This window comes from Mycobacterium bourgelatii (assembly GCF_010723575.1).
GTDB classification, from domain to species: Bacteria; Actinomycetota; Actinomycetes; order Mycobacteriales; family Mycobacteriaceae; genus Mycobacterium; species Mycobacterium bourgelatii.
Genome location: NZ_BLKZ01000002.1, coordinates 634426 through 655488 on the forward strand (window position 1 = coordinate 634426; position 21063 = coordinate 655488).

Here is a 21063-nt window from a genome sequence, read left to right on the forward strand (position 1 = left end):
AGCTCAGGAGCGGCTCACACCGCGACGGTGGTCGGCGAGCCGTGCTGCAGCCAGGTCACGGAGCCCGCGACCGGCGAGGCGTACAAGATCCGATGCGCCGCATCGCGTGGCTGGCGGAAATGCTTCCAGCCCTCGTAGTGCACCGGGATCACCGTCCGGGGGTGCAGCAGCTGGCACGCTTGCACCGCCTTTTCCGCGGTCATGGTGTAGAGCAGTGGCCCGCTGACCGGAAATCGGACACCGCCCAGATGGACCACGGCCGTCCCTACGTCGAATCGGTTCGCGACCTCGCGGACGCCGTCGAAGAGCACGGTGTCACCGGAGATCCACAGCACGCCGTGCTCCTGGCCGTCCCAGCGCAGGGCGAAGCCGATTACCGCTCCCACGATCACCCGGCTCCCGGGTGGGCCGTGGCGCGCCGGCGTCGCGGTGATCTCGATCGGGGTCCGGTCCGGCGCGGTGAGAGTCGTTGTGTCCCAGGGCTTGAGGCCCACCGTCTGGCCGCCCAGGCGCTTCGCCCCTGGCACGGTTGTCACTGTGGTGCCGAGTTGCGGAAGTAGCGCGCGGCCGGCGTGGTCGAGGTTGTCCCCGTGGTGGTCGTGACTCAACAGCACAGCGTCGATGGGCCCGAGGTCGCCGGCGGGAATCGCCGGTCCGGTGAGCTTCTTAGAGAACGCGCCCCAACCGAAGTGCCAGCGTTCACCTGGCGGATCGAAGGTCGGATCGGTGAGCAACCGCCAGCCGCCGAACTCGATCAATAAGGTGGGGCCGCCGATGTGAGTGACGGTGACGCTACTCATGCGAGGCGCTCATGGGAGGCGCCGACGCCGCGTTCCATACGGCGCAGCATAAGCCCGTTCAACCCCGTTACCAGGTAAGTCGTCGTTCCCCGCGCGGTCGCGTTACGATCCGGCTCGCACCACCGAACGAAGGAGTGGACCGTGAGCAAGACCGCCCGGCGGCTGGGCCCGCAAGACATGCTCTTCCTCTACTCCGAGTCGCCGAGCACGATGATGCACGTGGGTGGGCTGATGCCGTTCACTCCGCCTCCCGACGCGCCCAAGGATTTCCTGCGCCAACTCGTCGAGGAGAGCAAGGAAAACGACGTCGTCGAGCCGTGGAACCTGAAGCTCAGCCACCCGGACCTGCTCTTCAGCCCGCTGCAGTCGTGGGTGTACGACGACAATTTCGACCTCGACTACCACGTCCGCCGCTCGGCGCTCGCCAGCCCGGGCGATGAACGTGAACTCGGAATCCTGGTGTCCCGCTTGCACAGTCACGCCTTGGATCTGCGCCGGCCGCCGTGGGAGATGCACTTCATCGAAGGCCTCGAGGACGGTCGGTTCGCGATCTACGTCAAGATGCACCACGCGTTGGTGGACGGTTACACGGGACAGAAGATGCTGGCCCGCAGCCTGTCCACTGACCCGAATGACACCAGCCATCCGCTGTTCTTCAACATCCCAACTCCCGGACGGGCCGTCGCCAAGGAGGCTAACGGCGGGGGTATCGCAGGCAATGTGCTCAGCGGCGTCAGTGGTGCCGTCACCAACCTCGGCGGCGTGCTCAGCGGGGTGGGCAGCGTGCTCGGTTCCCTCGCGGGCGCGGGACGATCCTCGTTGGATCTCACCCGAGCGATCGTCAACACGCAGCTGCGCAGCGACAACGAATACCGCAACCTCATCGGTTCGGTGCAGGCGCCGCGTTCCATCCTCAACACGCGGATCAGCCGCAACCGCCGCTTCGCCACCCAGCAGTATCAACTGGACCGACTGAAAAGCATTGGGGCAGCACATGATGCGACGCTCAACGATGTCGCACTGGCGATCGTCGGCGGCAGTTTGCGGCGGTTCCTAGACGAACTCGGTGAGCTGCCCGACCGGGCGTTGATCGCGATGCTGCCGGTCAATGTGCGGCCCAAGGATGACGAGGGCGGCGGAAACGCCGTTGCCACCATCCTGGGGTCCCTGGGCACCGACATCGCCGATCCCGTCGAACGGTTGCATGCAGTGACGGCCACAACGCGCATGGCGAAAGCCCAACTGGCGACCATGGACAAGGAGACGATCCTGGCCTACAGCGCGGCGTTGATGGCGCCGTTCGGCATGCAGTTGGCCAGCACGCTCAGCGGCGTCAAGACGCCCTTGCCGTACACCTTCAATGTCTGCGTCAGTAACGTGCCCGGGCCCCGGGAGCGCCTCTACCTCCGGGGTAGCCGGATGGAGGCGTCGTTCCCGGTTTCGCTCGTCACGCACAGCCAGGCGCTCAACATCACCCTGCAGAGCTACGCGGACACAATCAACTTCGGGTTCATCGGTTGCCGTGACACGCTGCCGCACCTGCAGCGGATCGCCGTCTACACCGGCGAGGCGCTCGACGAACTGGAAGCCGCCACGCATTCGTAACCGGGCGTAGCCCACGAATTTGCCAGTGCCGCAGCGGACTTAGGCGTCGTCGGTGATGTCGGCGTACTCGGGATGATTCTTGACGACGGTGGCCACCATCGAGCACACCGGGACAATTCGCTTACCCGCGGCGCGGGTGTCGTTGAGGGCGTGCTCAACCAAAATCGTTGCCAGGCCACGGCCTCCGTAGGCGGGATCGACCTCGGTGTGGTCGAAGACGCGGTTGTTGCCCCGATCCTTATAGGTCGCCAGGCCGACGATCTTGCCCTCGACAGCGATGGTGTACCGGCCCTTCTCGGCGGTAACCGTTGTTTCCGCGCCGGTCTTGTCTGCAGTCATCGGAATCCTTTCTCTACTAAGCACTTACGTTCGGGGCCGCAACCGTACGGTCGGCAGTGGCGGTGCCGGCAGTCGCGTGACCGGCCCCTGGTAGCCGCGGACGGCACCGAAACGTTCGTCGGCCTCTTGCCACAATCGGCGGTAGGTGACGATGTCGTCGTGGCTGCGCCCCACGAAGTTCCACCACATCACCAGCTGTTCGGTGAATGGGCTGCCACCCAGTAGCAGTACCCGCGCGGGTTCTTTCCCAACATTGCGCAGTCGCAGCACGGCACTGCCCGGACCTTGGTACCCCAAATCGCCTGGCGAGAGGGCGGTATCGCAGAGCTCGACAGTGCCCGTGTCGCATAGCACCCCGTGTTCGAAGGTGGGGTCGACGTCAACCTCGAACACGGTCTCGGGGTCCAGGTCGAGTTGGGCACCCAGCAGCGGGGTGAAGGTGTGGACCGGTGAGCGACTTCCGGCCAGCTCACCGAGAAACACCTTGGCCCGCGCACCGGGTAACTCAACGGTTGGGGGCGCGTAGTGGGCGAAGCCGCGACCGGTATTGCGCGCGGAGTCGGGCAGTGCCACCCACAACTGCGCACCGTGCAGTACGACGCCCGGCTTTGACACTTCGGAGTGACAGATACCCGCGCCCGCCGTCATCAGATTCAGCTCGCCCGGTCGGATCAGGGCATGAACGTCACCGCTGTCGCGGTGCTCCACTTCCCCGCTGAACAGCCAACTCACCGTTTGCAGTCCGGTGTGCGGATGGGGCGGGACGTCCATGAGCACGCCCGGTCCGCTGACCGGCCCGTAGTGGTCGACGAAGCACCACGCGCCGATCAGGGAGCGCTGCCGCTGGGGAAGGGTGCGCTGTACGTGGATGGCCCTGGGGCCGCCCAGCGGGACTTCCCGCGGCGATAGCACTTCCACTATTGGTCCGGCATCGGCACGGTGCGCGGTGCGGCAAGCAATCTCGGTCGGCGCGACGTCGAGGTTGCTCATGGTCCCGCCTTTCCGGGCCCTTTCCGGACCCTTTTCGGGCCCTTTCGGGCCGCCCGGTTGCGCTATTCGGCCGATAACGCGACCCTACCCGCGGCGGTTACCGGCCCGGCGGTCGCAGGGCCCGCATGGCCACCCGCATGATCGGTTCGGGTACCCGGTCCTTGAGGCCCAAAGCTGTGTCGGCAGCGCGGGACCGCAGTGGTGTGCCGCGGCCGAACACCCGGTTCAGCGGCCCGCCGGTCGGTTCGAGGGTCACGTGCAGCGGGGGCTTGTCCACCGCGGCGCCCAGCGCATTGGCGATGACCATTCGCTGGATCTCGCTGGTTCCTTCAAAGATGGTGTACAGCTTGGCATCTCGATACCACTTCTCCACCGGATGCTCGGTGATGTAACCCCAGCCGCCCATGGTCTGAATGGCACGCTCGGTGACCTTGACGGCCACCTCGCTGGCGGCAAGCTTCGACATCGAGCCTTCTCCCCGGTCGAAGGGGATCTGGTTGGCCGCCATCCAGGACGCCCGCCAGGTCAGCAGTCGAGCGGCGTCGATTTGAGTCGCCAACTCCGCCAAGGGAAACGAAATGCCCTGATTGTCGATGATGGGGCCGCCGAAGGCTTCCCGTTCGGTGGCGTAGGCGGTGGCGTACTCCAGCGCGGCCCGTGCGATCCCGATCGCCTGGGCGGCCACCATCGGGCGGGTCTGCTCGAAGGTGCCGAGCGTCGCCGATCCGGAACGCTTGCCGCCCGCGACGGCCTCACGCGCCTTTGCCAGTTTGTGTTCCAGCTTGTCCTGTCCCCCAAGCAGATTCTCTGCCGGCACCCGGACGTCGTTGAACTTCAACTCGGCGGTGTGGGAAGCGCGGCAGCCGAGCTTGTCGAGCTTGCGGACCAGTTCCAAACCGGGCGTGCCGCCGGGTACCACGAACAACGCCTGGCCTTTGTGGCCCAGCTCCTCGTCGACGACCGCATTGACCACGTGCACGTTGGCGATGCCGCCGTTGCCGATCCACATCTTGTGGCCGTTGATGATCCAGTCATCACCGTCACGATGGGCGACCGTGCGCAGATTGCGGACGTCGCTGCCGCCCTCGGGCTCGGAGATCGCCAGCGCCGCCAGCTTGAGATCGCCCGGCGTTCCGAAGCATTCGGGTGCCCAATCCAGCATCTGCTCAGGAGAGGCGGCCTGACCGATCGCCGACAGCGCCAGGGCCGGCATGACGATTGCCAGCCCGATTCCGGCGCAGCCCCAGAACAACTCCTCCATGAACATGGGCAGGGACAGGCCGGTCGGGTCGCCGATCAAATCGCGGTAGAACAGCGGACTGTAGAAGCCGCGTTGGGCCGCCTCCTCCAGCACGGGCCAGGGGAACTCTTGCTGTTGGTCGTAGTGAAGGGCGACCGGACGGATGCACTCCTCGGCGAATTCGTGCGTGCGCCGGGCCAGATCATGTTGTGCTGCCGTGGGTGTGAGATCGAACGTCATGGGATGCGCCTTCTGGGGTCGACGGATAATCGGGGTCTACCCCGTGCTTTGGCGCAACAAACTGCGCGACCCACCGGCGCTCTTTCACGCCGCCGATCGCGGGTCCAGTTGAGAGGTGGGCAGATGCAACACCACCGCCGGTGTCGCGGTCGCGGCACTTTCGCAGCGGGACAGTAGGGCCGCGTTCTCGGGCAGTTGCCGCGGATTGATCTCGCCTGCCGCAATTCGCCTCAATACGTCGTGGGCGCGGGCCAGCTGCTCGCGTTTGCGGTACTGGCCGCCGGGCAGCTTGATGGCGGCCCACACCCCGTATTCCTCCCGGTGGCTAAGCGCTCGTTGTGCGCATAGACGCTGCTGCGCCAGCGGGCACCGCCGTAGGCATTGGATCCGGGCTTCGGTGGCGGACCGCTCGTACGCACGTGCCTTGGCCGCCCCGTCAGCGTTGTCGTCATCGGGGTAGCCGAACCACAGTTCCGGGTTGGATGCGCAGGGGAGGGACATAGCGGTATCTCCTTCTCGGGCCGAAACGTAGGCAGAATCGTATACACAGAGCAGAACCCGTGCAAGCGAAACGTGACAAAAACGTATATACGCGGCACTGTCGGGGCGGCTGTGTACTATCCGCGTTTATGGCCGGAGCTTGCGGTGAGCCGTGAATCGGCCGGCGCAGCCATCCGCGCCCTCCGTGAATCGCGCGACTGGTCCTTGGCCGACTTTGCGGCGGCAACCGGTGTCAGCATCATGGGACTGAGCTATCTCGAACGTGGTATCCGAAAGCCTCACAAAAGCACTGTTCAAAGGGTTGAAAATGGGCTGGGCCTACCGCCGGGGACCTACTCCCGCCTGCTGGTTGCCGCCGATCCGGACGTCGAGCTGGCTCGCCTGCTCGCAGCTCAGCCGTCCGTCGAGTTGCCGGACCGTCGTCCCGGCACCGTCGTTGTCGAGCGCCACGACGACACTGAAATGTTCGAAAAGTACGCCGAAGCCCAGCTTGAGACCTTGCGGTCTGTCATCGATCGGCTGCCACCGAAAACATCAAACGAATATGAGACGTATATTCTCTCCGTGATCGCGCAGTGCGTAAAAGCGGAGATGCTTGCCGCCAGTTCGTGGAGGGTTGCCGTCAACGCCGGCGCCGCCTCGAGCGCTCGGCTCATGGAGCACTTGCAGGCACTCGAAGCGATACGCAGCTCGCTGCTGGAGCGAATGCCCACCAGCCTGGGCGCTCGGTTCGATCGCGCCTGCGCTCGGTCACCGCTGCCCGAGACCGTCGTCGCGGCGCTGGTCGGGGTCGCCGTAGACGAATTGTGGGATATGCGGAACCGAGGTGTCATTCCACCGGGGGCGCTCCCCCGGGTGCGCGCCTTCATCGAAGCGATGGATGCCAACGAGTCCGACGAGGAGTTTGGTGAGTCAGGTTGAAATCGAGGCGTTGAGCCGTGCGCATCAACTCTTCACCGGAGTTGGTCCGAGCCTAAAGTTGGATGCGGGCATCGCGCCCTACCACGACTTGTTCGGGCACACAGCGGGGATCAGCGTGGGTGGGGGTCGCTATCAGGCTGCGGCGCAACAGGGTCGGGCTGCGATGCACTCTGCGGCACGCACCGACGCCGAGCTTTCAGCCATTATCAATGCCGCCCGCGGCGACCATGCGCACGCCCATGACCTGACCGCCGGCGTGGTGCACCAGGCGCGCGTGGACGCCGTCTCTGCCGCGACGCCGCTGGCGCACCGGGAGGCGCTGCGGAGGCGAGTGGCGCGATTGCGTGCTCAGCGCGCGCACGTATTGGCCGCGCAGTCGCAGGCACGGCGACACCGGGAGGCGTTGCGTGCGTTGCGTTACCGAATGTCGCATCACCGCCGCAGTGGCGGCACTCCCTCCGGCCGTGCGGCGGTCGCGGTGCGCGCGGCGCTATCGCGGCTGGGCCGGCCCTACGTGTGGGGTGCAACGGGACCCGACCAATTCGACTGCTCGGGGCTGGTTCAGTGGGCTTACGCCCAAGCGGGCGTACACCTGGATCGCACCACCTACCAACAGATCAACGACGGCATCCCGATACCTCGCGCCCAGGTACGTCCCGGCGATCTCGTGTTTCCCCACGCGGGCCACGTGCAGTTGGCCCTCGGCAACAATCTTGTTGTGGAGGCGCCCTATTCGGGTGCGTCGGTCCGGATTAGTCGGCTGGGCAGCAACGTGCAAATCCGGCGGCCAGTGTGAGCGCCTCGCGGACGAGGGAGTGAAGCTATGACGGACCCAGCGGGGCATTCGGTGGCTGCAATTCGGGCGCGTCAGGAGGCACTGGTGAAGCAACGCGGCGAGCTTGCCGAAGCCGACCGCATACTGGCCGAGACCCTCGTCGGCGCTCATGCCGCAATGCGCGAGAGTGTTCGTCGGCTAGACGCCATCTCCGCCGAGATCGACCGCGCGGTCACCGACCAGACTGCTTTAGCTCTCGATACATCCCTGGGAGCAAGGGAGTTACAGCGCTTTCTGGCTACCAAACAGGGCGAGATGGCCGCCGTCGTCGCGGCCGCCCGCGACCTTGATCGCACGAAAAGCGCCGAGTTGCAACGGTTGCGGGACGCGTACGGACATGCCGCCATCTAGGTGAATTGTCGCCGCCCGGCCGGCGCAGTACTGTCACGCCGCATGGAGGGGTCGCGGCATGTCCATCTATGACGACCTTGCCGCCACGATCAAAGAAATCCGGGACAGCACTGGTGACCCTAACGCCTGGGAGATTGGGCTCACGCCAAGCGAAGTGCTCGCAGTGGTCACCCCGACCACACCCCCGGATCAACTCGGCACCATCCTCGGAAAGATCCGCCAGGCGCATTCACACCAACAAGGTGACGCTGCCGCAGCCATTGCGGATGCCGAAGCTTCACTGGCACATCAGAATTCAGCGACCGCACAGCTCGATCTGCAGGTGGTCTCGGCGATCCTCAATGCGCATCTGAAGACGACCGCAGGTAGAGAAGCACTGAACAAACTTCAGCGGGACATCGAAGCGGCGTTAAGGACGCGATCGGATCTCGACACTCCCGCCGGCGCGAGGGACTTTCAGCGGTTCTTGATCGGCAAGCTCAGAGATATCCGCCAGGTCGTCGCGGATGCCAGTCTTGACGACACGTCGAAGTCGGCCCTGATGGCCGCATGGATGTCGCTGTACAACGCTTCGAAAAATGACCCGAGCGCGCCGAGCGACCCTAAACCGACAGCGACGGCACCCGCCGCTGCACCGGTTGCGGCGCCTGTCGGTGGCGCTCCGTCGGCACCGCCGGATGCGGGTGGCGATCCCCTGCTGGATTCGCTGCTGCTCGGCGACCCGGGACAGCTGGGCGGGGACCCGCAGATGCTGGCCACCGCCGCGCCGACGTCGGCGCCGATTGCCCCGGCGCTGCCGAGCACTCCTAGCCTGGGCGGGACCATCCCGCCGATCGGCGGCCTGTCCTCGGGTTCCCTGCCTGGGTTGGGTTCCCAGGGAGGGCTTCTCGGCGGCCTCGATGGGCACCGCGATGTTCACCCCAAAGATCTAGGCCACCACAAGTTCAACGATGACTCCGACGAGGACACCGAGGACCGGCACGAGGACGCAACGGGAGAGCAGAACTCTGGCGAGCCCGAGTCCGATCCCACACCGACGGATCCGACGACCGTTACTCTGCCCAATGGTGAAACGGTGACCGCGGCAAGTCCCCAGTTGGCCGCCGCGATCAAGGCGGCCGCCGGCGGAACGCCGATCGCGGATGCGTTCCAACAGCAAGGAATTGCCATTCCTCCGCCGGGGACGCCCGTTACCGACCCAATCGAGCCGTCGAGCGTTGCACCGGGTGACATCGGTATCTTTACCGATCGGCATGCGCTTGGACTCGGCCGCAACAAGGCCCTCCTAGACGGTCAGATTCAACACATTTCGGCCATAGCGGGCCCGAGCTTTCTAGGCTGGGTGCACCCACCGGCACCGGCGACCGCGACCGCGCCGGCTCAGACCGAGATACCGACACCGACTCGTCCGGCGGCTTTGCCGTCGGCCACCTGAAGGGGAGACAGCCGATGTCAGACCGAATCCAAGTGGTGCCGGCGCAATTGCGCGAAGCTGCGGCAGGTCATCAGCAGACCTCCGAATACCTTCGCACGGTTCCGTCGTCGCACCCGTCGATCCAGGAGAGCCTGGACTCGCTCGGACCGATCTTCAGCGGTCTGCGTGAGGCTGGACGGGAGCTGCTCGAACTCCGGCGCCAGTGTTACCAGCGCCAAGCGGACGACCACGCCGACCTCGCCGAAAACCTACTGGCGTCGGCAACCCTGTGGGAGCAACATGAGCAACAAGCGTCACAGAACCTGCGCGACGTGGGTGAGCCGGGCCGATGACTGAACCGAACCCGGCCTTCGACACGGTGCATCCAAGCGGGCACATCCTTATTCGCTCCTGCCGGGGCGGATACCTGCATAGCGTTGCGTTGAGCGATGGGGCGATGGACACCGATGCAGAGGCCCTCTCGGAAGCCATCCAGCTGACCGCCGACGTGTCCTGCCTGAAGGCATTGCTGGAAGTGCGCGACGAGATCGTGGCCGCCGGCCATACCCCGTCGGCGGCGGTTCCGACTCCCAGCGATCTCGACGCAGCAATCGAAAAGCTGCAGGCGCATCGTATGCCCCGGCGCGGGGCCTGAAAAACCCTAGTGCAGCCAGCGTCGGGCGGAGTCGGGATTGGGGACGATATCGGTCGGCGGCTCGATCGGATTGGCGCCGAACAACTCTCGCGCGCGACCCAGCAGAGCACGCACCTCGTCGAGTTGCTGCTGCAGCGCAGAGTCGACCATGGCACTCACGCTACTCAGACACCATCGACCACACAATTCACCAGCAAAGGGCGACGGTACCTTGATCCGGTGGTGATTTTCGGTCGGCGGAAGGCGCGGCAGCGCCTCTGCCGAGCTACCCGGGAATTCCTCACCATTCCGACGTCCAGCCCTCCGGTTGACTGCATTGCGTGGGTGTTAAGTGGGCTCTGGCCCGGCGAGCTGTCGACTCCTAATCACGAAACCACCGCGCACGCCGAATCTCTCAAGGCCGACCTGGAACGAATAGCCAGTGCTGTCAAACGACGAGTTGCTAGGAATCCGACGCGCGGGATTGGATCACTTGGTCCGACGGGAGGCAGAAGCCAAAGCTATCGAAGCCGCCCGCGGGCTGGCTGCCCGACGGATCGAATCGACGTTGCGTCAGCTGCGCCAAAGCAACCATCCAGCGCCGCGTCCGTAATCCCCCGTGACTCGTTGAGTTCGTCGGGCAGAGGCACCACCAAGTCCTCGGTGTGGCCGCGCCGCAAGGCCCGTACCGGCCTCCCCGGGGCGAAACCCGACCTATTGCAAGCGCAGCTAAATACCGCGATTAACCAGGTCTTAGGTCGGTATCCGTAGGTCGATTAGACACTGCTGATCAGCTGCATGCTGTTGGCGGCTCCGCATGCTTTCGGAAATCCGATACATTTGTGAATTGACTCGGCTGGGCCTCGTGGACATACTGTCATGGTGTCGGGGTCGGACGGTCACAGCGAGCAAGGCGACCTGAGGGACCGGGACCTCGTCGAATCGGTTCTTCGTGAACTGAGCGAAGCCGCTGACAGGTGGGAAGCACTTGTCGCGCAGGCGGAAACCGTCACGTACAGCGTGGACCTAGGCGATATACACGCTGTCGCAAATGCCGACGGTCGATTGCTCGAGTTGACGTTGCATCCGAGCGTGATGACCGGCTATGCCCATGGCGAGCTGGCCGAAAGATTGAACCTCGCGTTCGCAGCGTTGCGCGACGAGGCAGAGGCCGAGAATAGGGCACGGTACGGCACTCACCCGCAGTGATGCCGGTGTCGGTGCGGCCGCCCCCATCGTGGGCGGGTTCCTCCCAACGAGGCATGCGACACCGGAAGGAGAACGACTGTGCCACTTAATCTGTCCAACCGCGACCAGAATTCGGGGCACCTGTTCTATAACCGGCGACTGCGTGCGGCGATCACGAGGTTCTCCGTGCGAATGAAACATGACGACCGTAAACAACAAGCGGCGGTGGCGCTTTCGGTCGTGTTGGTGTTGCTCGGTGTCGGGTGGATGGCCTTGCTACACGTCATGAAGCCGGCCGGCCTGATCGGTCAGGCGGCCATCATCGGCAACCGTGACACGGGGGCGGTATACGCGCGGCTCGATGGTCGCCTCTACCCGGCCCTGAACCTGACTTCGGCGCGACTCGCGGTCGGCAACGCTGCCCCGCCGACCTGGGTAACCGCGAGCGAAATCGCCAAGTACCCAACCGGTCCGATGATCGGCATTCCCGGCGTGCCCGACAGCCTGACTGTCACCAACGGCGCCGTTTCGGCATGGTCGGTGTGCGACACCGCGTCTCGTGCAGCCGGCACTGGTCCGGTCGTGACAGCCATCGCCGGTCGACTTACCACGCGGGACCGGGCCGCTGCGATGAGCCCGAAGCAGGCAATCCTGGTGACGCACGACGGTGCTACTCATGTGATCTGGGGCGGCCAGCGGTCGCGGATCGACCTAACTGACCGATCGGTCATCTTCAACCTCGGCCTCGATCTCGGGGTGACGCACCCCATCGACGTCTCCAACGCGCTCTTCGACGCGATGCCGTCAACCGAACCCCTCACGCTGCCGCCAATTCCGGAAGCAGGGACACCTTCTCGTTGGTTGCCGGGCGCAACGGTGGGCACTGTCCTGCAGTCACGCGATGCTAGCGGCGAGATCAACGCCTTCTACGCCCTGTTGCCGGGTGGAGTGCAGAAGATCACCGGCTTCGTGGCGGATTTGCTGCGGACCCGCGACTCGCAGGGATCGGCGGCGCCCACTCTGGTTGCACCGGACAAGCTGATCCACATCCCGGTCGTCGATGTGCTCGATGTCGACTACTTCCCGTCGGGACGGCTGGAATTCATTGACACAAGGGCCAACCCGGTCACCTGTGTGGGATGGGAAAAACAATCCAGAGACCCCCAGGCCAGGATCACCATCATTTCCGGACGGGGTTTACCCGTCCCCGTCGGCATGGACACCCACGTGGTGCGACTAGTGCGTGACGACCGCAATCCCGACTCGACCGAAGCGCACCAGACCCTGGTCCTGCCCGGTGCGACGAACCTGATTGCGACGACGAGCGGAGTCGTCACCGCCGACAGCAGAGAGAGCCTGTATTGGCTTTCACCACAGGGTGTTCGGTACGGGATTCAATCCGAACCGCGAACCCTGCAAGCCCTGGGACTAGGCGCCCGGATAGCCGCACAGGCGCCATGGCCGATAGTGCGCACCTTTGCATCGGGGCCGGCGATCAGCCGCGACGCGGCACTGGTTGCCCGCGATGCAATTTCGGCCGGCGGTGCGGTGGGGCCCCTTCCCGACTCGAACGAAGCTGAAAGGTAGCCGATGTCGAAGCGAGGCTTCATCCGCTCGACGCGGGCTCCCGTTCCGAGTGTGGCGCCGGTACGCGTGGCGGTCGGAGCGCCGCTGGCGTTGCCCGAACGTGAACCGCGAAACATCTTGCTGATGATCGCGCTACCGGCGCTGCTGATAGGGATCGTCGGGACGCTGGTGGTGATGTATGCGTCGGGTGTCCGCTCATTGCAGTCGGGTGTCTTCCCGATGATGGGGTTGGTCGGCTTCGGCGCACTCATGTTCGGTGGGCGGTTCGGCCGCGGACGTCGAATCACCTGGGGTGAACAGGAGAAACTGCGCCGCAGCTACCTGCGCCAACTCGACGACGACCGGGAAGAGGTGCAGCGGGCTGGCCAAAACCAACGGCGGGCACAGCTTTTCGTGCACTGCGACCCACAGAAGCTGGAAACGGTCATCGGAAGTCCGCGGATGTGGGAGCGGCGCCCGAACGACACCGACTTCCTGGACGTGCGGCTGGGGATTGGGGTGCAGCAGGCCAGCGAGTCCGCGGTGACCCTGCAGTGGCCGGACGTGCCCATCGGCGAAGAACTCGAACCCGTGACCGGCGGTGCGCTCCGGGATTTCATCCTCGAACAGAGCAAGATTCGCGGGATCGGCAAAGTGCTGAGTCTGCGATCCAAACCCGGATTCAGCGTGATCGCCGATGACCCGAACGAACTGCACAGCCTGGCGCGCTCGATCCTGTGTTCGCTGGCGGTCTACCACAGCCCTGACGACCTCAAGATCATGGTGGTCACCCGTCATCCCGAACTGTGGTCTTGGTTGGTGTGGCTGCCGCACAACCAGCACGACGAGATGTTCGACGCATGCGGGTTGCGCCGCTTGGTATTCGCGTCGCCCACCGAGCTGGAAGAGTCGCTCGATGCGGAGCTGCACCGTAAGGGGCGCGGCCCTTGGGCGCCGCCGGTCGGGTCGAGTCCAACCTCGATGCCCTCTCCCATCGAGGCGGGCATGTCGTTGGGTCCGCACTGGGTGATCGTGGACGACAACGTGGGCACACCCGAACAATGGGAAGGTGTGACCGGACAGAAGGGTATGGCCGGAATCACGGTGCTGCGGTTGGCAACCCGGGTTGGCACCGGTGTCGGATTCGCCGACGAGTCGCAACGGTTCGTAGTGCGCGAAGGCAGGCTCACGCATCGCGGCACCTTCTACGCCGTGGCGGACACTCTGGCCGACAGCACCGCCAACCGGTATGCGCGGGCGCTGGCGAGGTGGGCGCCGATGAGTGCTGGGGAGCTCGCCGAAACCGACAGTCAAGCTGGGGAATTGCTGCGGGCATTGGGGATAGCCGATCCGCGAGACCTCGACGTCGACCGGCTCTGGGCCGAGAGCCGAGGTCGGGGCGACTCGAAGTGGGCCATGGTGCCCGTGGGGGTGAAGCAAAGCGGAGAGCTGCAATACGTGATACTGCGCGCCAAAGACTTTGGTGGCTATGGCTTCCACTCGGTGGTAATCGGCACCTCCGGATCAGGTAAGTCGGAATACTTCTTGTCGTTGTGCAGCGGGATCGCGCTGACTCACTCGCCGGAGACGTTCATCGTGATCTTCGTCGACATGAAGTTCGAGTCGGCGGCTCAGGACCTGCAGGGGTTTCCGCACGTCGCGGGCTCGTTGTCGAATCTCGGCAAAGATGACCGCCATCTGGCGGAACGCATGCGCAAGGCCATCAACGGCGAGATCGCGAGACGTTACCGGCTTTTCAAGGATGCTGGCGCCCGCGACGCGAATGAGTATGAGGAGATGCGACTCGCCGGACGGGATCTAGAGCCAGTTCCGATTCTGCTGGTGATCATCGACGAGTACCTCGAGCTGTTCATACACCATCCCGAGTGGATCGATCTGGTCATCCACATCGGACAGGAAGGCCGCGGCTGCAACGTGTTCTTCACGCTCGGCGGACAGCGACTAGATTTGTCGTCACTGAGCAAGGCCAAGAGCAACATCGCATTCCGGGTGGCCCTGCGCGCGGAAACCGCCGAAGACTCTCGCGATGTGATTGGTAGCGACGCTGCTCTTCACCTGCCGTCGAAGGAGAACGGTTACGCGCTGCTCAAGGTGGGCCCGCGCGACCTCGAACAGTTCCGGTGCTTCTACGTATCGGCCCCATTTGTGGTGCCGAAGCCGGTGACCAACGTGAGCACGCCGATTTCCGTGAACTTCTCCCAACCACGTTCCTATACCTGGGAATACCAACCGCTTAGTGATGCCGACAGTGCAGCGTTGGCGACGGCCGAGCAGCCCGAGGAACCCGACGAATTCCTTTTCCATTCCGACGGGTTCCGCAAGATGAAACTCGTGGACGTGATCCGAGAGTCACTGGTATCGCATCCCGTGCGGCCACCGCACCAGATCTGGTTGCCGCCTTTGGAAGTCAGCGAACCGATCGATGCATTGGTAGCGCGCTGGAGAGGCAAGCCGTGGAACGCCGACTACGGCGACAACCACGGCCTGGTGTTTCCGTTGGGGATTGTGGACATTCCCGAGGAGCACGCCCAGCGTGTGCATGCCGTCGATGCCGAGATGGACAACATCATGGTGGTCGCGACGGCGCAACGCGGAAAGTCCACCACCCTAATGACGTTGATGACGTCTGCGGCGTTGATGTATCGGCCCGAACGAGTAACATTCTTCTGCATCGGCGCCTCGCTGCATGCCGTCGAAGAACTGCCGCATGTGGCATCGGTGGTCAGCCAGACCGATGCCGAAGGGGTGTCGCGCACCATCGCTTCGATCGAGGGGCTCGTCCTGGCCCGCGAAGCGTCGTTCAAGAAGTACCAAATCGACATTGCCGAGTTTCGGGAAAGACGGTTCGGCACCGCCCTCGACAGTGCCGGTAGCACCGATCCCGACGACAAGTTCGGCGATGTTTTCCTCGTCATCGACAACTTTGCCGACTTCTACGACAAGAACGCCGCCATGGGCGACCGCGCGATCGCCATCGCCCGCCAGGGGCTGTCGTACGGCGTCCACGTCATGACCAGCGCCACGGCATGGTTGGTCGGCCAGAAGCAGCAACTGGTGAATGTGTCCAACGCGCGAATTCAGTTGCGGCTCAGCAATCCAGACGAAACCCAGATGGGCCAGGGCTTCGAGCGGAAGAAGGCCGCACGCAACACGTTGGATCGGCCCGGCTTCGGTTTGACCCGGGACGGCCACGAACTGCTGGTCGGGGTACCCGAGATCGTCGGGCCCGATGGCGAACGTGTGGCGACCCGCGATATCGGTGCGTTAGTTGCCGGGTTGACCGGCGCCGGCCGCGTCGAGAGACTGGCTCGGTTGCCCGGCCGAGTCTCGCTCGACGAAGTGGCCGCAGCTTTTGCGACGAACCCGGCCTCGGTAGACCCGTTGAACATCCCGTTCGCGATTGGCGAAACCGCTTTGCGCCCAGTCGCATTGCCCACCAGAGTCGTGCCGAACCTGCTGATTGTTGGTCGGCAATCATGCGGCAAGACAACGGCTTTGGCCGCTCTTGGCAAGACGATCGTCGAACGCCTGACGCCAGAGCAGGCCCAAATCACCATCATCGACCCCAAGACGTCGCTCATCGGCAGGGTCCAGGGCGACCATGTGCGGGCATACGCCTATACCGCCGATGACATCGACACCGTGATCGCAGAACTCGCGCAGGTCCTGCGCGATCGCCTGCCGCCGTCAGGCTTAAGTCAACAACAGCTGCTCACCCGAGGCGACTGGGAGGGACCGCACCATTTCATCCTGATCGACGATGAGCAGGAACTTCGGCCGCACGGTGTGGTGGGTAAGGGCGCTGCGACCGCCCCGCTGTGGGGGTTGATCGAACGTGGCCGCGAGATTGGCCTGCACGTGTTCGCTTCTCGGTTGCCTGGGAACTGGGCGGGCGTTTCGGTGACCAACCCGTTCTTGCAGAGGATGACGGGTTCGCGGGCGCCGACCTTGTTCATGGACAACGATCCGGCGGCGGTGAAGGTGTTCGGAAGGACTAGCGCGCAACAATTCCCGCCGGGACGTGGCCTCCTCGTCACGACCGACGGCGTGATGGAGGGAGTGCTGGTCGGAGAGCCACAAACCTGAATCGACAGGTGGCGTGCCCGGTTCTAGACTCAGACGCCTTCGCCCTCGGGCAGCGGAGCAAATCAGTTGGGAGGCAATGAATATGAGTGGCGTGTTCGGCATGGTTCCGGGTGCCGTCGATTTGTCCGCAGCCGTGGAGGCCGGGATCAGCGAGGAGATGGCGGCGACCACCGCCGCCGGGGCTGCTGCGCTCACCGGCGTTGTGCCGATGGCGACGGATGTCGACTCGATTGAGTTCGCAGCGGCCTTGAACGCCGCGGGAGCCGCATACATCGCAACGGCCGGCGAGCACATCGGCCAACGCGTGGCCTTCTCGGGTGCGCAAGGCTTGGCGTCGGCGGCCAATGTAGCCGCGGAGGCGGTCCGCGCAGCGGCTACCGCGCTGTAGGAGCGGTTCTGACATGCCCGATCCCAGGTGGACAGGTCCCCCCGAGGTTGTCGCGGCGATATTTGAGGCGGGTTCTCCGGCCTCGGTGATCGCCAACAACGTCGTATGGGTCACCGAGACCGCCAACGAAGAGCTCGCGGAGGGGCTGTCCGAAGTCAACGCCTTGGCGACAGCTGCGCAGTGGCAAGGCGTCGGCGCAGTCTGCTCCATGCTGACCGCGACCGGACTCAACGCCGGGTTGCAGACGCTGGTCGGTTGGACCGCCGAGAAAATTAGCGTCACCCAGGCCGCGGTCGAAGCCTTCGCGCTGGCGCGGTCCTCGGTGATTCCGTCAGTGATCTCGCAGACCAACCGCGACGAGTGGGCGGTACTGAATGGCACCAACTTCTTCGGCCAAAACACCCCGGCGATAGTTGAGCGCGATACGGAGTATTTCGGCGAGCACTGGCCGCACAACTCGAGTGTGGGTTGGACCTACTCAGCCGCGCTGAGCGCGTTGACCGCGGCACTGGCCGTTCCCCCGCCGCCGGCCCCAGTGGGCGCATCGCCGGCCGCGCCGGCGGCGGCGGCACAAGCAGTGGCCCAGAGTGCGGGCCAGGCCGGGATGCACAACGCGGCGCAAGCGTCGACCCAGGCGGCGCAGCTCGCGGGCCAGACCACTGGTCCGGCCGACACGGGCGCCCGGCAGCTCGGCTCGTTGATGCAGGAACCGCTGCAGATGGTGTCGGGTGTCGCCGAACCGTTCAAACAACTGGGCCAAGCGCCGATGCAGGCCGCGCAGGGGTTCACCGGCCTGCCCCAGGGCATGATGCGGGCGATCGGTATGGGCGGGATGTTTCCCGCGGGGACGGGGACGCCGAGCGTGGCCGGGGCCGGGATCGCGCCCGTCGCCGGTGCGGGCGGTGCCTCGGGAGGTGGCGGTGCGGGCGGCGGTCCCGGTCTTCCCGGTGCCGGATTGACCAGTTACACCCGACCCACCAGCAGCTTCGAGCCGGGCGGCAGGCCAACCAGCTTGCGCGCCGGTGTTCTCAACGCCGCGGAGTTGCGCGGCCCTACGGTATCGACCGGGCTAGGCGGTGCCCCCATGCCGATGACGCCGGCCGGCATGCTGGCCCGAGGTAACGGCACCGAATCCGACAAGGACGCGGTGACGCGTGCACGGGTTGTCGTTGCGGGAGACCTTACGGACCCCCGCCGTTAGCTCCGCCGTCACTGACCGCCCTTGCCGGACGCGCCGCTGTCGCCGTTGTACCCGCTGGCAGGGCTGGCGCCAGTGTGACCGATCAGCATGCCGCCGGTGGCGCCGACGCCGCCGTGCCCGCCGATTCCCCCGGTCCCGCCGGTGCCGCCGGATCCGCCGTGGCCTGCTTCGCTGCCTCCGCCGTCGCCGCCGATACCGCCGAATCCGCCGGTTCCAGCACTGCCGCCGGAGCCTCCGTTGCCGAACTGCTGAGCGCCACGACCGCCGTCGCCGCCGTTCCCACCGGATCCGCCCGTGCCCCCGGCCCCGCCAGCACCGCCAGAGGTACCCAACCCGCCTTGGCCGCCATATCCGCCGTCACCACCGTGGCCAGCGGCTCCCCCGGCGCCGCCATTGCCGTAGACGAACCCGGCCGATCCGCCGGTGCCGCCGATCCCGCCGCGCCCACCGACGCCGCCGACCCCGCCGGTCCCGCCGACCCCGCCGTCTCCGCCAAAGCGCCAGCCGCCGCCACCGCCATACCCACCGAAACCGCCGTCTGCGGCCGCTCCGCCGGCCCCACCGTGGCCCAGAATCCGTCCGCCGCTGCCACCTGTGCCGCCGACCCCGGCGTTGCCGCCGGCGCCGCCGGCACCGCCGCTACCGCCTGCGCCGCCCGTCGAGCCCATGTTGCCGACGCGGAAGCCGCCGTCGCCACCCCAGCCACCATTGCCGCCGGCACCGGCGGAGCCGCCTGCGCCGCCGTTGCCGAAGAGCCACCCGCCAGCTCCGCCGGCTCCGCCCGAGCCGCCGGCCCCACCGGCGCCGCCGATCGCGCCGGCGCCGCCGATCCCCCCGAAGCCGTCGAAGTCGGCCTGTACCCTGCCGCCGTAGCCGCCTCCGCCGCCCCAGCCACCTGTTCCGCCCGCCCCGCCGGCTCCGCCGCTGCCATACAGCCAACCGCCGCTGCCGCCGCTGCCGCCTGAACCGCCGATGCCTCCGGCGCCTCCCGTCCCGCCGGCCCCGCCCGCCTCGTTGATGAAGGTGGACGTGTCACCCCCACCGCCTCCCCAACCGCCGTTGCCGCCCGCGCCTGCGTCGCCGCCGTTGCCGCCGGCCCCGATCAGTCCGGCGTTGCCGCCAGCTCCCCCCGCACCGCCGGCTCCACCGAATCCGCCCGCACCGCCGTGCTCGCCGCCACCGCTTTCATAGATTTCGGGCCCGTCCCCGCCGTTACCACCGGCGCCGGCGTTGCCGCCGTTACCCGCGTTGCCGTACAGCCAGCCACCGTTTCCGCCGGCTCCCCCAGCACCGCCCGCACCGCCGTTCCCGGCGGAGCCGGGGTCACCGGGGCTGGGGAGCTGAGCGCCCCCGTTGCCGCCGTTGCCGCCCGACCCGGCGTGTCCGCCCGTCCCGCCTCCGCCGAGCAGGCGCGCGCTGCCGCCGACTCCGCCGGCGCCGCCGGCTCCGCCGTGACCACCGGCACCGCTGGCTATCTGAAGTCCGAGTCCGCCGTGGCCAGCGTCGCCACCGTTTCCGGCGTTGCCGCCCTGGCCGCCGCTGCCGAACAGCCATCCGCCAGCGGCGCCCGCGCCACCGTTGCCCCCGCTGCCGCCGTCGCCGCCGTTGGCGGCGTTCTGGCCGTTGCCGCCTGCACCTCCGCTGCCGGCATGACCGCCTGCACCGCCATCACCGATTAATCCAGTGGCGCCGCCGGCGCCCCCAGATCCGCCATGGCCCCCCGCGGCCCCGGATTCGGATCCGGCGGCGCCGCCATCCGCACCGGCACCGCCGGAGCCATACAGCCATCCGCCCTGGCCACCGTTGCCGCCGTGACCGCCGTTCCCGCCGGCTCCGAACTCGCCTTCAGCACCGGCGGCGCCAGCCCCGCCGGCCCCGCCGGCCCCGATCAGCCAGGCGCGTCCACCGGCTCCGCCGGCACCGCCAGACCCGCCGGGAAGGCCACCGATGCCACCGGCGCCCCCGGCACCGCCGTTGCCGTACAACCAACCGCCATTGCCGCCGGCCCCACCGGCACCGCCATTGCCGAAGAAGTCACCGGCCCCACCGGCACCCCGGCCCCGCCATGACCGATCAATCCAGCGGACCCCCCGGCACCCCCGGCCACCCCGGGGGCGGTGCTGTTGCCACCGGCGCCCCCGTTGCCGTACAACAAACCGCCTGCCCCACCCGGCAGGCCAACTCCCTCGGACGTGGTCCCCCCGTTGGCGCCGTCGCCGATCAACGGACGGCCGAACAGCGCCATCGTCGGAGCGTTGACCGTGTCCAGCACCAGCTGCTGGATGTTGGCAGTCTCGGCGCTGCCATACGCGCCAGCACTTGCCGTTAAGGCTTGGACGAACTGCTCGTGGAATGCGGACGCCTGAGCGCTCGCAGCCTGGTACTCGAGCGCATGGTTGCTGAACAACGCGGCGACGGCCGCTGACACCTCATCAGCGGCGGCGACCGCCAGCGCCGTGGTGGGCTCGGCAACTGCGGCGTTGACGGCGTTCAGAGTCGAACCGATCGAAGCCGCGTCTGCCGCAGCTGTAGCGACCCAGTCTGGAAGCACATTCACGAACGACATTTAGAACCCCTCAAGTACGAACACATTGGCAGGGACAAGGACGATCACCAGCGCCGCTAGGCGATGTTTTGTCGGACGATAAGGTCCCGCTTCTTCCTGCGGTATGTGCAGAGCGCCAGCGTCGGAGCGCTGCAAACCCGGGTTATTGGGCAAAATGCACAGGCGGCGAGGCAGGGC

Annotated in this window: 18 protein-coding genes and 1 pseudogene; 12 read left to right on the plus strand and 7 right to left on the minus strand. The window is 66.2% G+C overall.

Annotated elements, in window-relative coordinates:
- Window positions 1-14 precede the first annotated feature (14 nt).
- Window positions 15-800: an MBL fold metallo-hydrolase gene (locus G6N68_RS27885; protein WP_163719382.1), complete on the minus strand. Its 786-nt coding sequence runs from the start codon at window positions 798-800 to the stop codon at window positions 15-17.
- Window positions 801-941: 141 nt separating this feature from the next.
- On the opposite strand from G6N68_RS27885, the gene G6N68_RS27890 reads away from it, so the two are divergent.
- On the plus strand, window positions 942-2405 hold the full coding sequence (locus tag G6N68_RS27890) for a WS/DGAT/MGAT family O-acyltransferase (RefSeq protein ID WP_163719383.1): 1464 nt from the start codon (window positions 942-944) through the stop codon (window positions 2403-2405).
- A gap of 39 nt (window positions 2406-2444) precedes the next feature.
- Here the strand turns inward: G6N68_RS27890 and G6N68_RS27895 are convergent, their stop codons facing one another.
- From G6N68_RS27895 to G6N68_RS27910, 4 genes are all read right to left on the minus strand, one after another.
- Entirely contained in the window at window positions 2445-2744 is a 300-nt protein-coding gene (locus G6N68_RS27895; protein ID WP_163719384.1) for a GNAT family N-acetyltransferase, read from the minus strand.
- 24 nt (window positions 2745-2768) lie between these two features.
- Window positions 2769-3734 (minus strand): pirin family protein, encoded by a 966-nt coding sequence (locus G6N68_RS27900; RefSeq protein ID WP_163719385.1) that lies wholly within the window; start codon window positions 3732-3734, stop codon window positions 2769-2771.
- A 97-nt stretch (window positions 3735-3831) separates the two neighbouring features.
- Window positions 3832-5214, minus strand: a complete 1383-nt coding sequence (locus G6N68_RS27905) for an acyl-CoA dehydrogenase family protein (RefSeq protein ID WP_163719386.1) — start codon at window positions 5212-5214, stop codon at window positions 3832-3834.
- Between the two features lie 84 nt (window positions 5215-5298).
- On the minus strand, window positions 5299-5715 hold the full coding sequence (locus G6N68_RS27910) for a WhiB family transcriptional regulator (protein WP_163719387.1): 417 nt from the start codon (window positions 5713-5715) through the stop codon (window positions 5299-5301).
- A 144-nt stretch (window positions 5716-5859) separates the two neighbouring features.
- Here G6N68_RS27910 and G6N68_RS27915 point away from each other — a divergent pair, with 144 nt between their 5' ends.
- Genes G6N68_RS27915 through G6N68_RS27940 form a run of 6 tightly spaced genes read left to right on the plus strand, consistent with a single transcriptional unit; the run spans window position 5860 to window position 9891 of the window.
- On the plus strand, window positions 5860-6636 hold the full coding sequence (locus tag G6N68_RS27915; protein ID WP_163720007.1) for a helix-turn-helix domain-containing protein: 777 nt from the start codon (window positions 5860-5862) through the stop codon (window positions 6634-6636).
- A complete protein-coding gene (locus tag G6N68_RS27920; protein ID WP_163719388.1) occupies window positions 6623-7432 on the plus strand; it encodes a C40 family peptidase in 810 nt (269 codons plus the stop codon). Before G6N68_RS27915 ends, G6N68_RS27920 begins: the two co-directional genes overlap by 14 nt.
- Window positions 7433-7459: 27 nt before the next feature.
- Window positions 7460-7822 carry a DUF4226 domain-containing protein gene (locus G6N68_RS27925; protein ID WP_163719389.1) on the plus strand — a complete coding sequence of 121 codons (363 nt, stop codon included), beginning with the start codon at window positions 7460-7462 and terminating at the stop codon, window positions 7820-7822.
- A gap of 58 nt (window positions 7823-7880) precedes the next feature.
- The gene (locus G6N68_RS27930) at window positions 7881-9257 is read left to right on the plus strand and encodes a DUF4226 domain-containing protein (protein WP_163719390.1); all 1377 of its coding nucleotides are present in this window, start codon (window positions 7881-7883) and stop codon (window positions 9255-9257) included.
- A 14-nt stretch (window positions 9258-9271) separates the two neighbouring features.
- Window positions 9272-9589, plus strand: coding sequence for an ESX-1 secretion-associated protein (locus G6N68_RS27935; RefSeq protein ID WP_163719391.1), 318 nt, complete (start codon window positions 9272-9274; stop codon window positions 9587-9589).
- Window positions 9586-9891: a DUF2694 family protein gene (locus G6N68_RS27940; RefSeq protein ID WP_163719392.1), complete on the plus strand. Its 306-nt coding sequence runs from the start codon at window positions 9586-9588 to the stop codon at window positions 9889-9891. Before G6N68_RS27935 ends, G6N68_RS27940 begins: the two co-directional genes overlap by 4 nt.
- A 6-nt stretch (window positions 9892-9897) precedes the next feature.
- On the opposite strand, the gene G6N68_RS30380 is transcribed toward G6N68_RS27940, so the two are convergent.
- Window positions 9898-10041: a hypothetical protein gene (locus tag G6N68_RS30380; protein WP_205351539.1), complete on the minus strand. Its 144-nt coding sequence runs from the start codon at window positions 10039-10041 to the stop codon at window positions 9898-9900.
- Between the two features lie 708 nt (window positions 10042-10749).
- Between G6N68_RS30380 and G6N68_RS27945 the strand changes: the two genes are divergently transcribed.
- The 5 genes from G6N68_RS27945 to G6N68_RS27965 all read left to right on the plus strand — a co-directional run bounded on the left by G6N68_RS27945 (window position 10750) and on the right by G6N68_RS27965 (window position 18320).
- Entirely contained in the window at window positions 10750-11079 is a 330-nt protein-coding gene (locus G6N68_RS27945) for a DUF2710 family protein (protein WP_163719393.1), read from the plus strand.
- 78 nt (window positions 11080-11157) lie between these two features.
- The gene (gene eccB, locus G6N68_RS27950; RefSeq protein ID WP_163719394.1) at window positions 11158-12645 is read left to right on the plus strand and encodes a type VII secretion protein EccB; all 1488 of its coding nucleotides are present in this window, start codon (window positions 11158-11160) and stop codon (window positions 12643-12645) included.
- Between the two features lie 3 nt (window positions 12646-12648).
- Entirely contained in the window at window positions 12649-16731 is a 4083-nt protein-coding gene (eccCa, locus tag G6N68_RS27955) for a type VII secretion protein EccCa (protein ID WP_163719395.1), read from the plus strand.
- An 82-nt stretch (window positions 16732-16813) separates the two neighbouring features.
- The gene (locus tag G6N68_RS27960) at window positions 16814-17119 is read left to right on the plus strand and encodes a PE domain-containing protein (RefSeq protein WP_205351540.1); all 306 of its coding nucleotides are present in this window, start codon (window positions 16814-16816) and stop codon (window positions 17117-17119) included.
- A 13-nt stretch (window positions 17120-17132) separates the two neighbouring features.
- A complete protein-coding gene (locus G6N68_RS27965) occupies window positions 17133-18320 on the plus strand; it encodes a PPE domain-containing protein (RefSeq protein ID WP_163719396.1) in 1188 nt (395 codons plus the stop codon).
- A gap of 8 nt (window positions 18321-18328) precedes the next feature.
- Here G6N68_RS27965 and G6N68_RS27970 read toward each other — a convergent pair.
- Window positions 18329-20886 (minus strand): annotated as a pseudogene (locus G6N68_RS27970) (PE family protein).
- Between the last annotated feature and the right edge of the window lie 177 nt (window positions 20887-21063).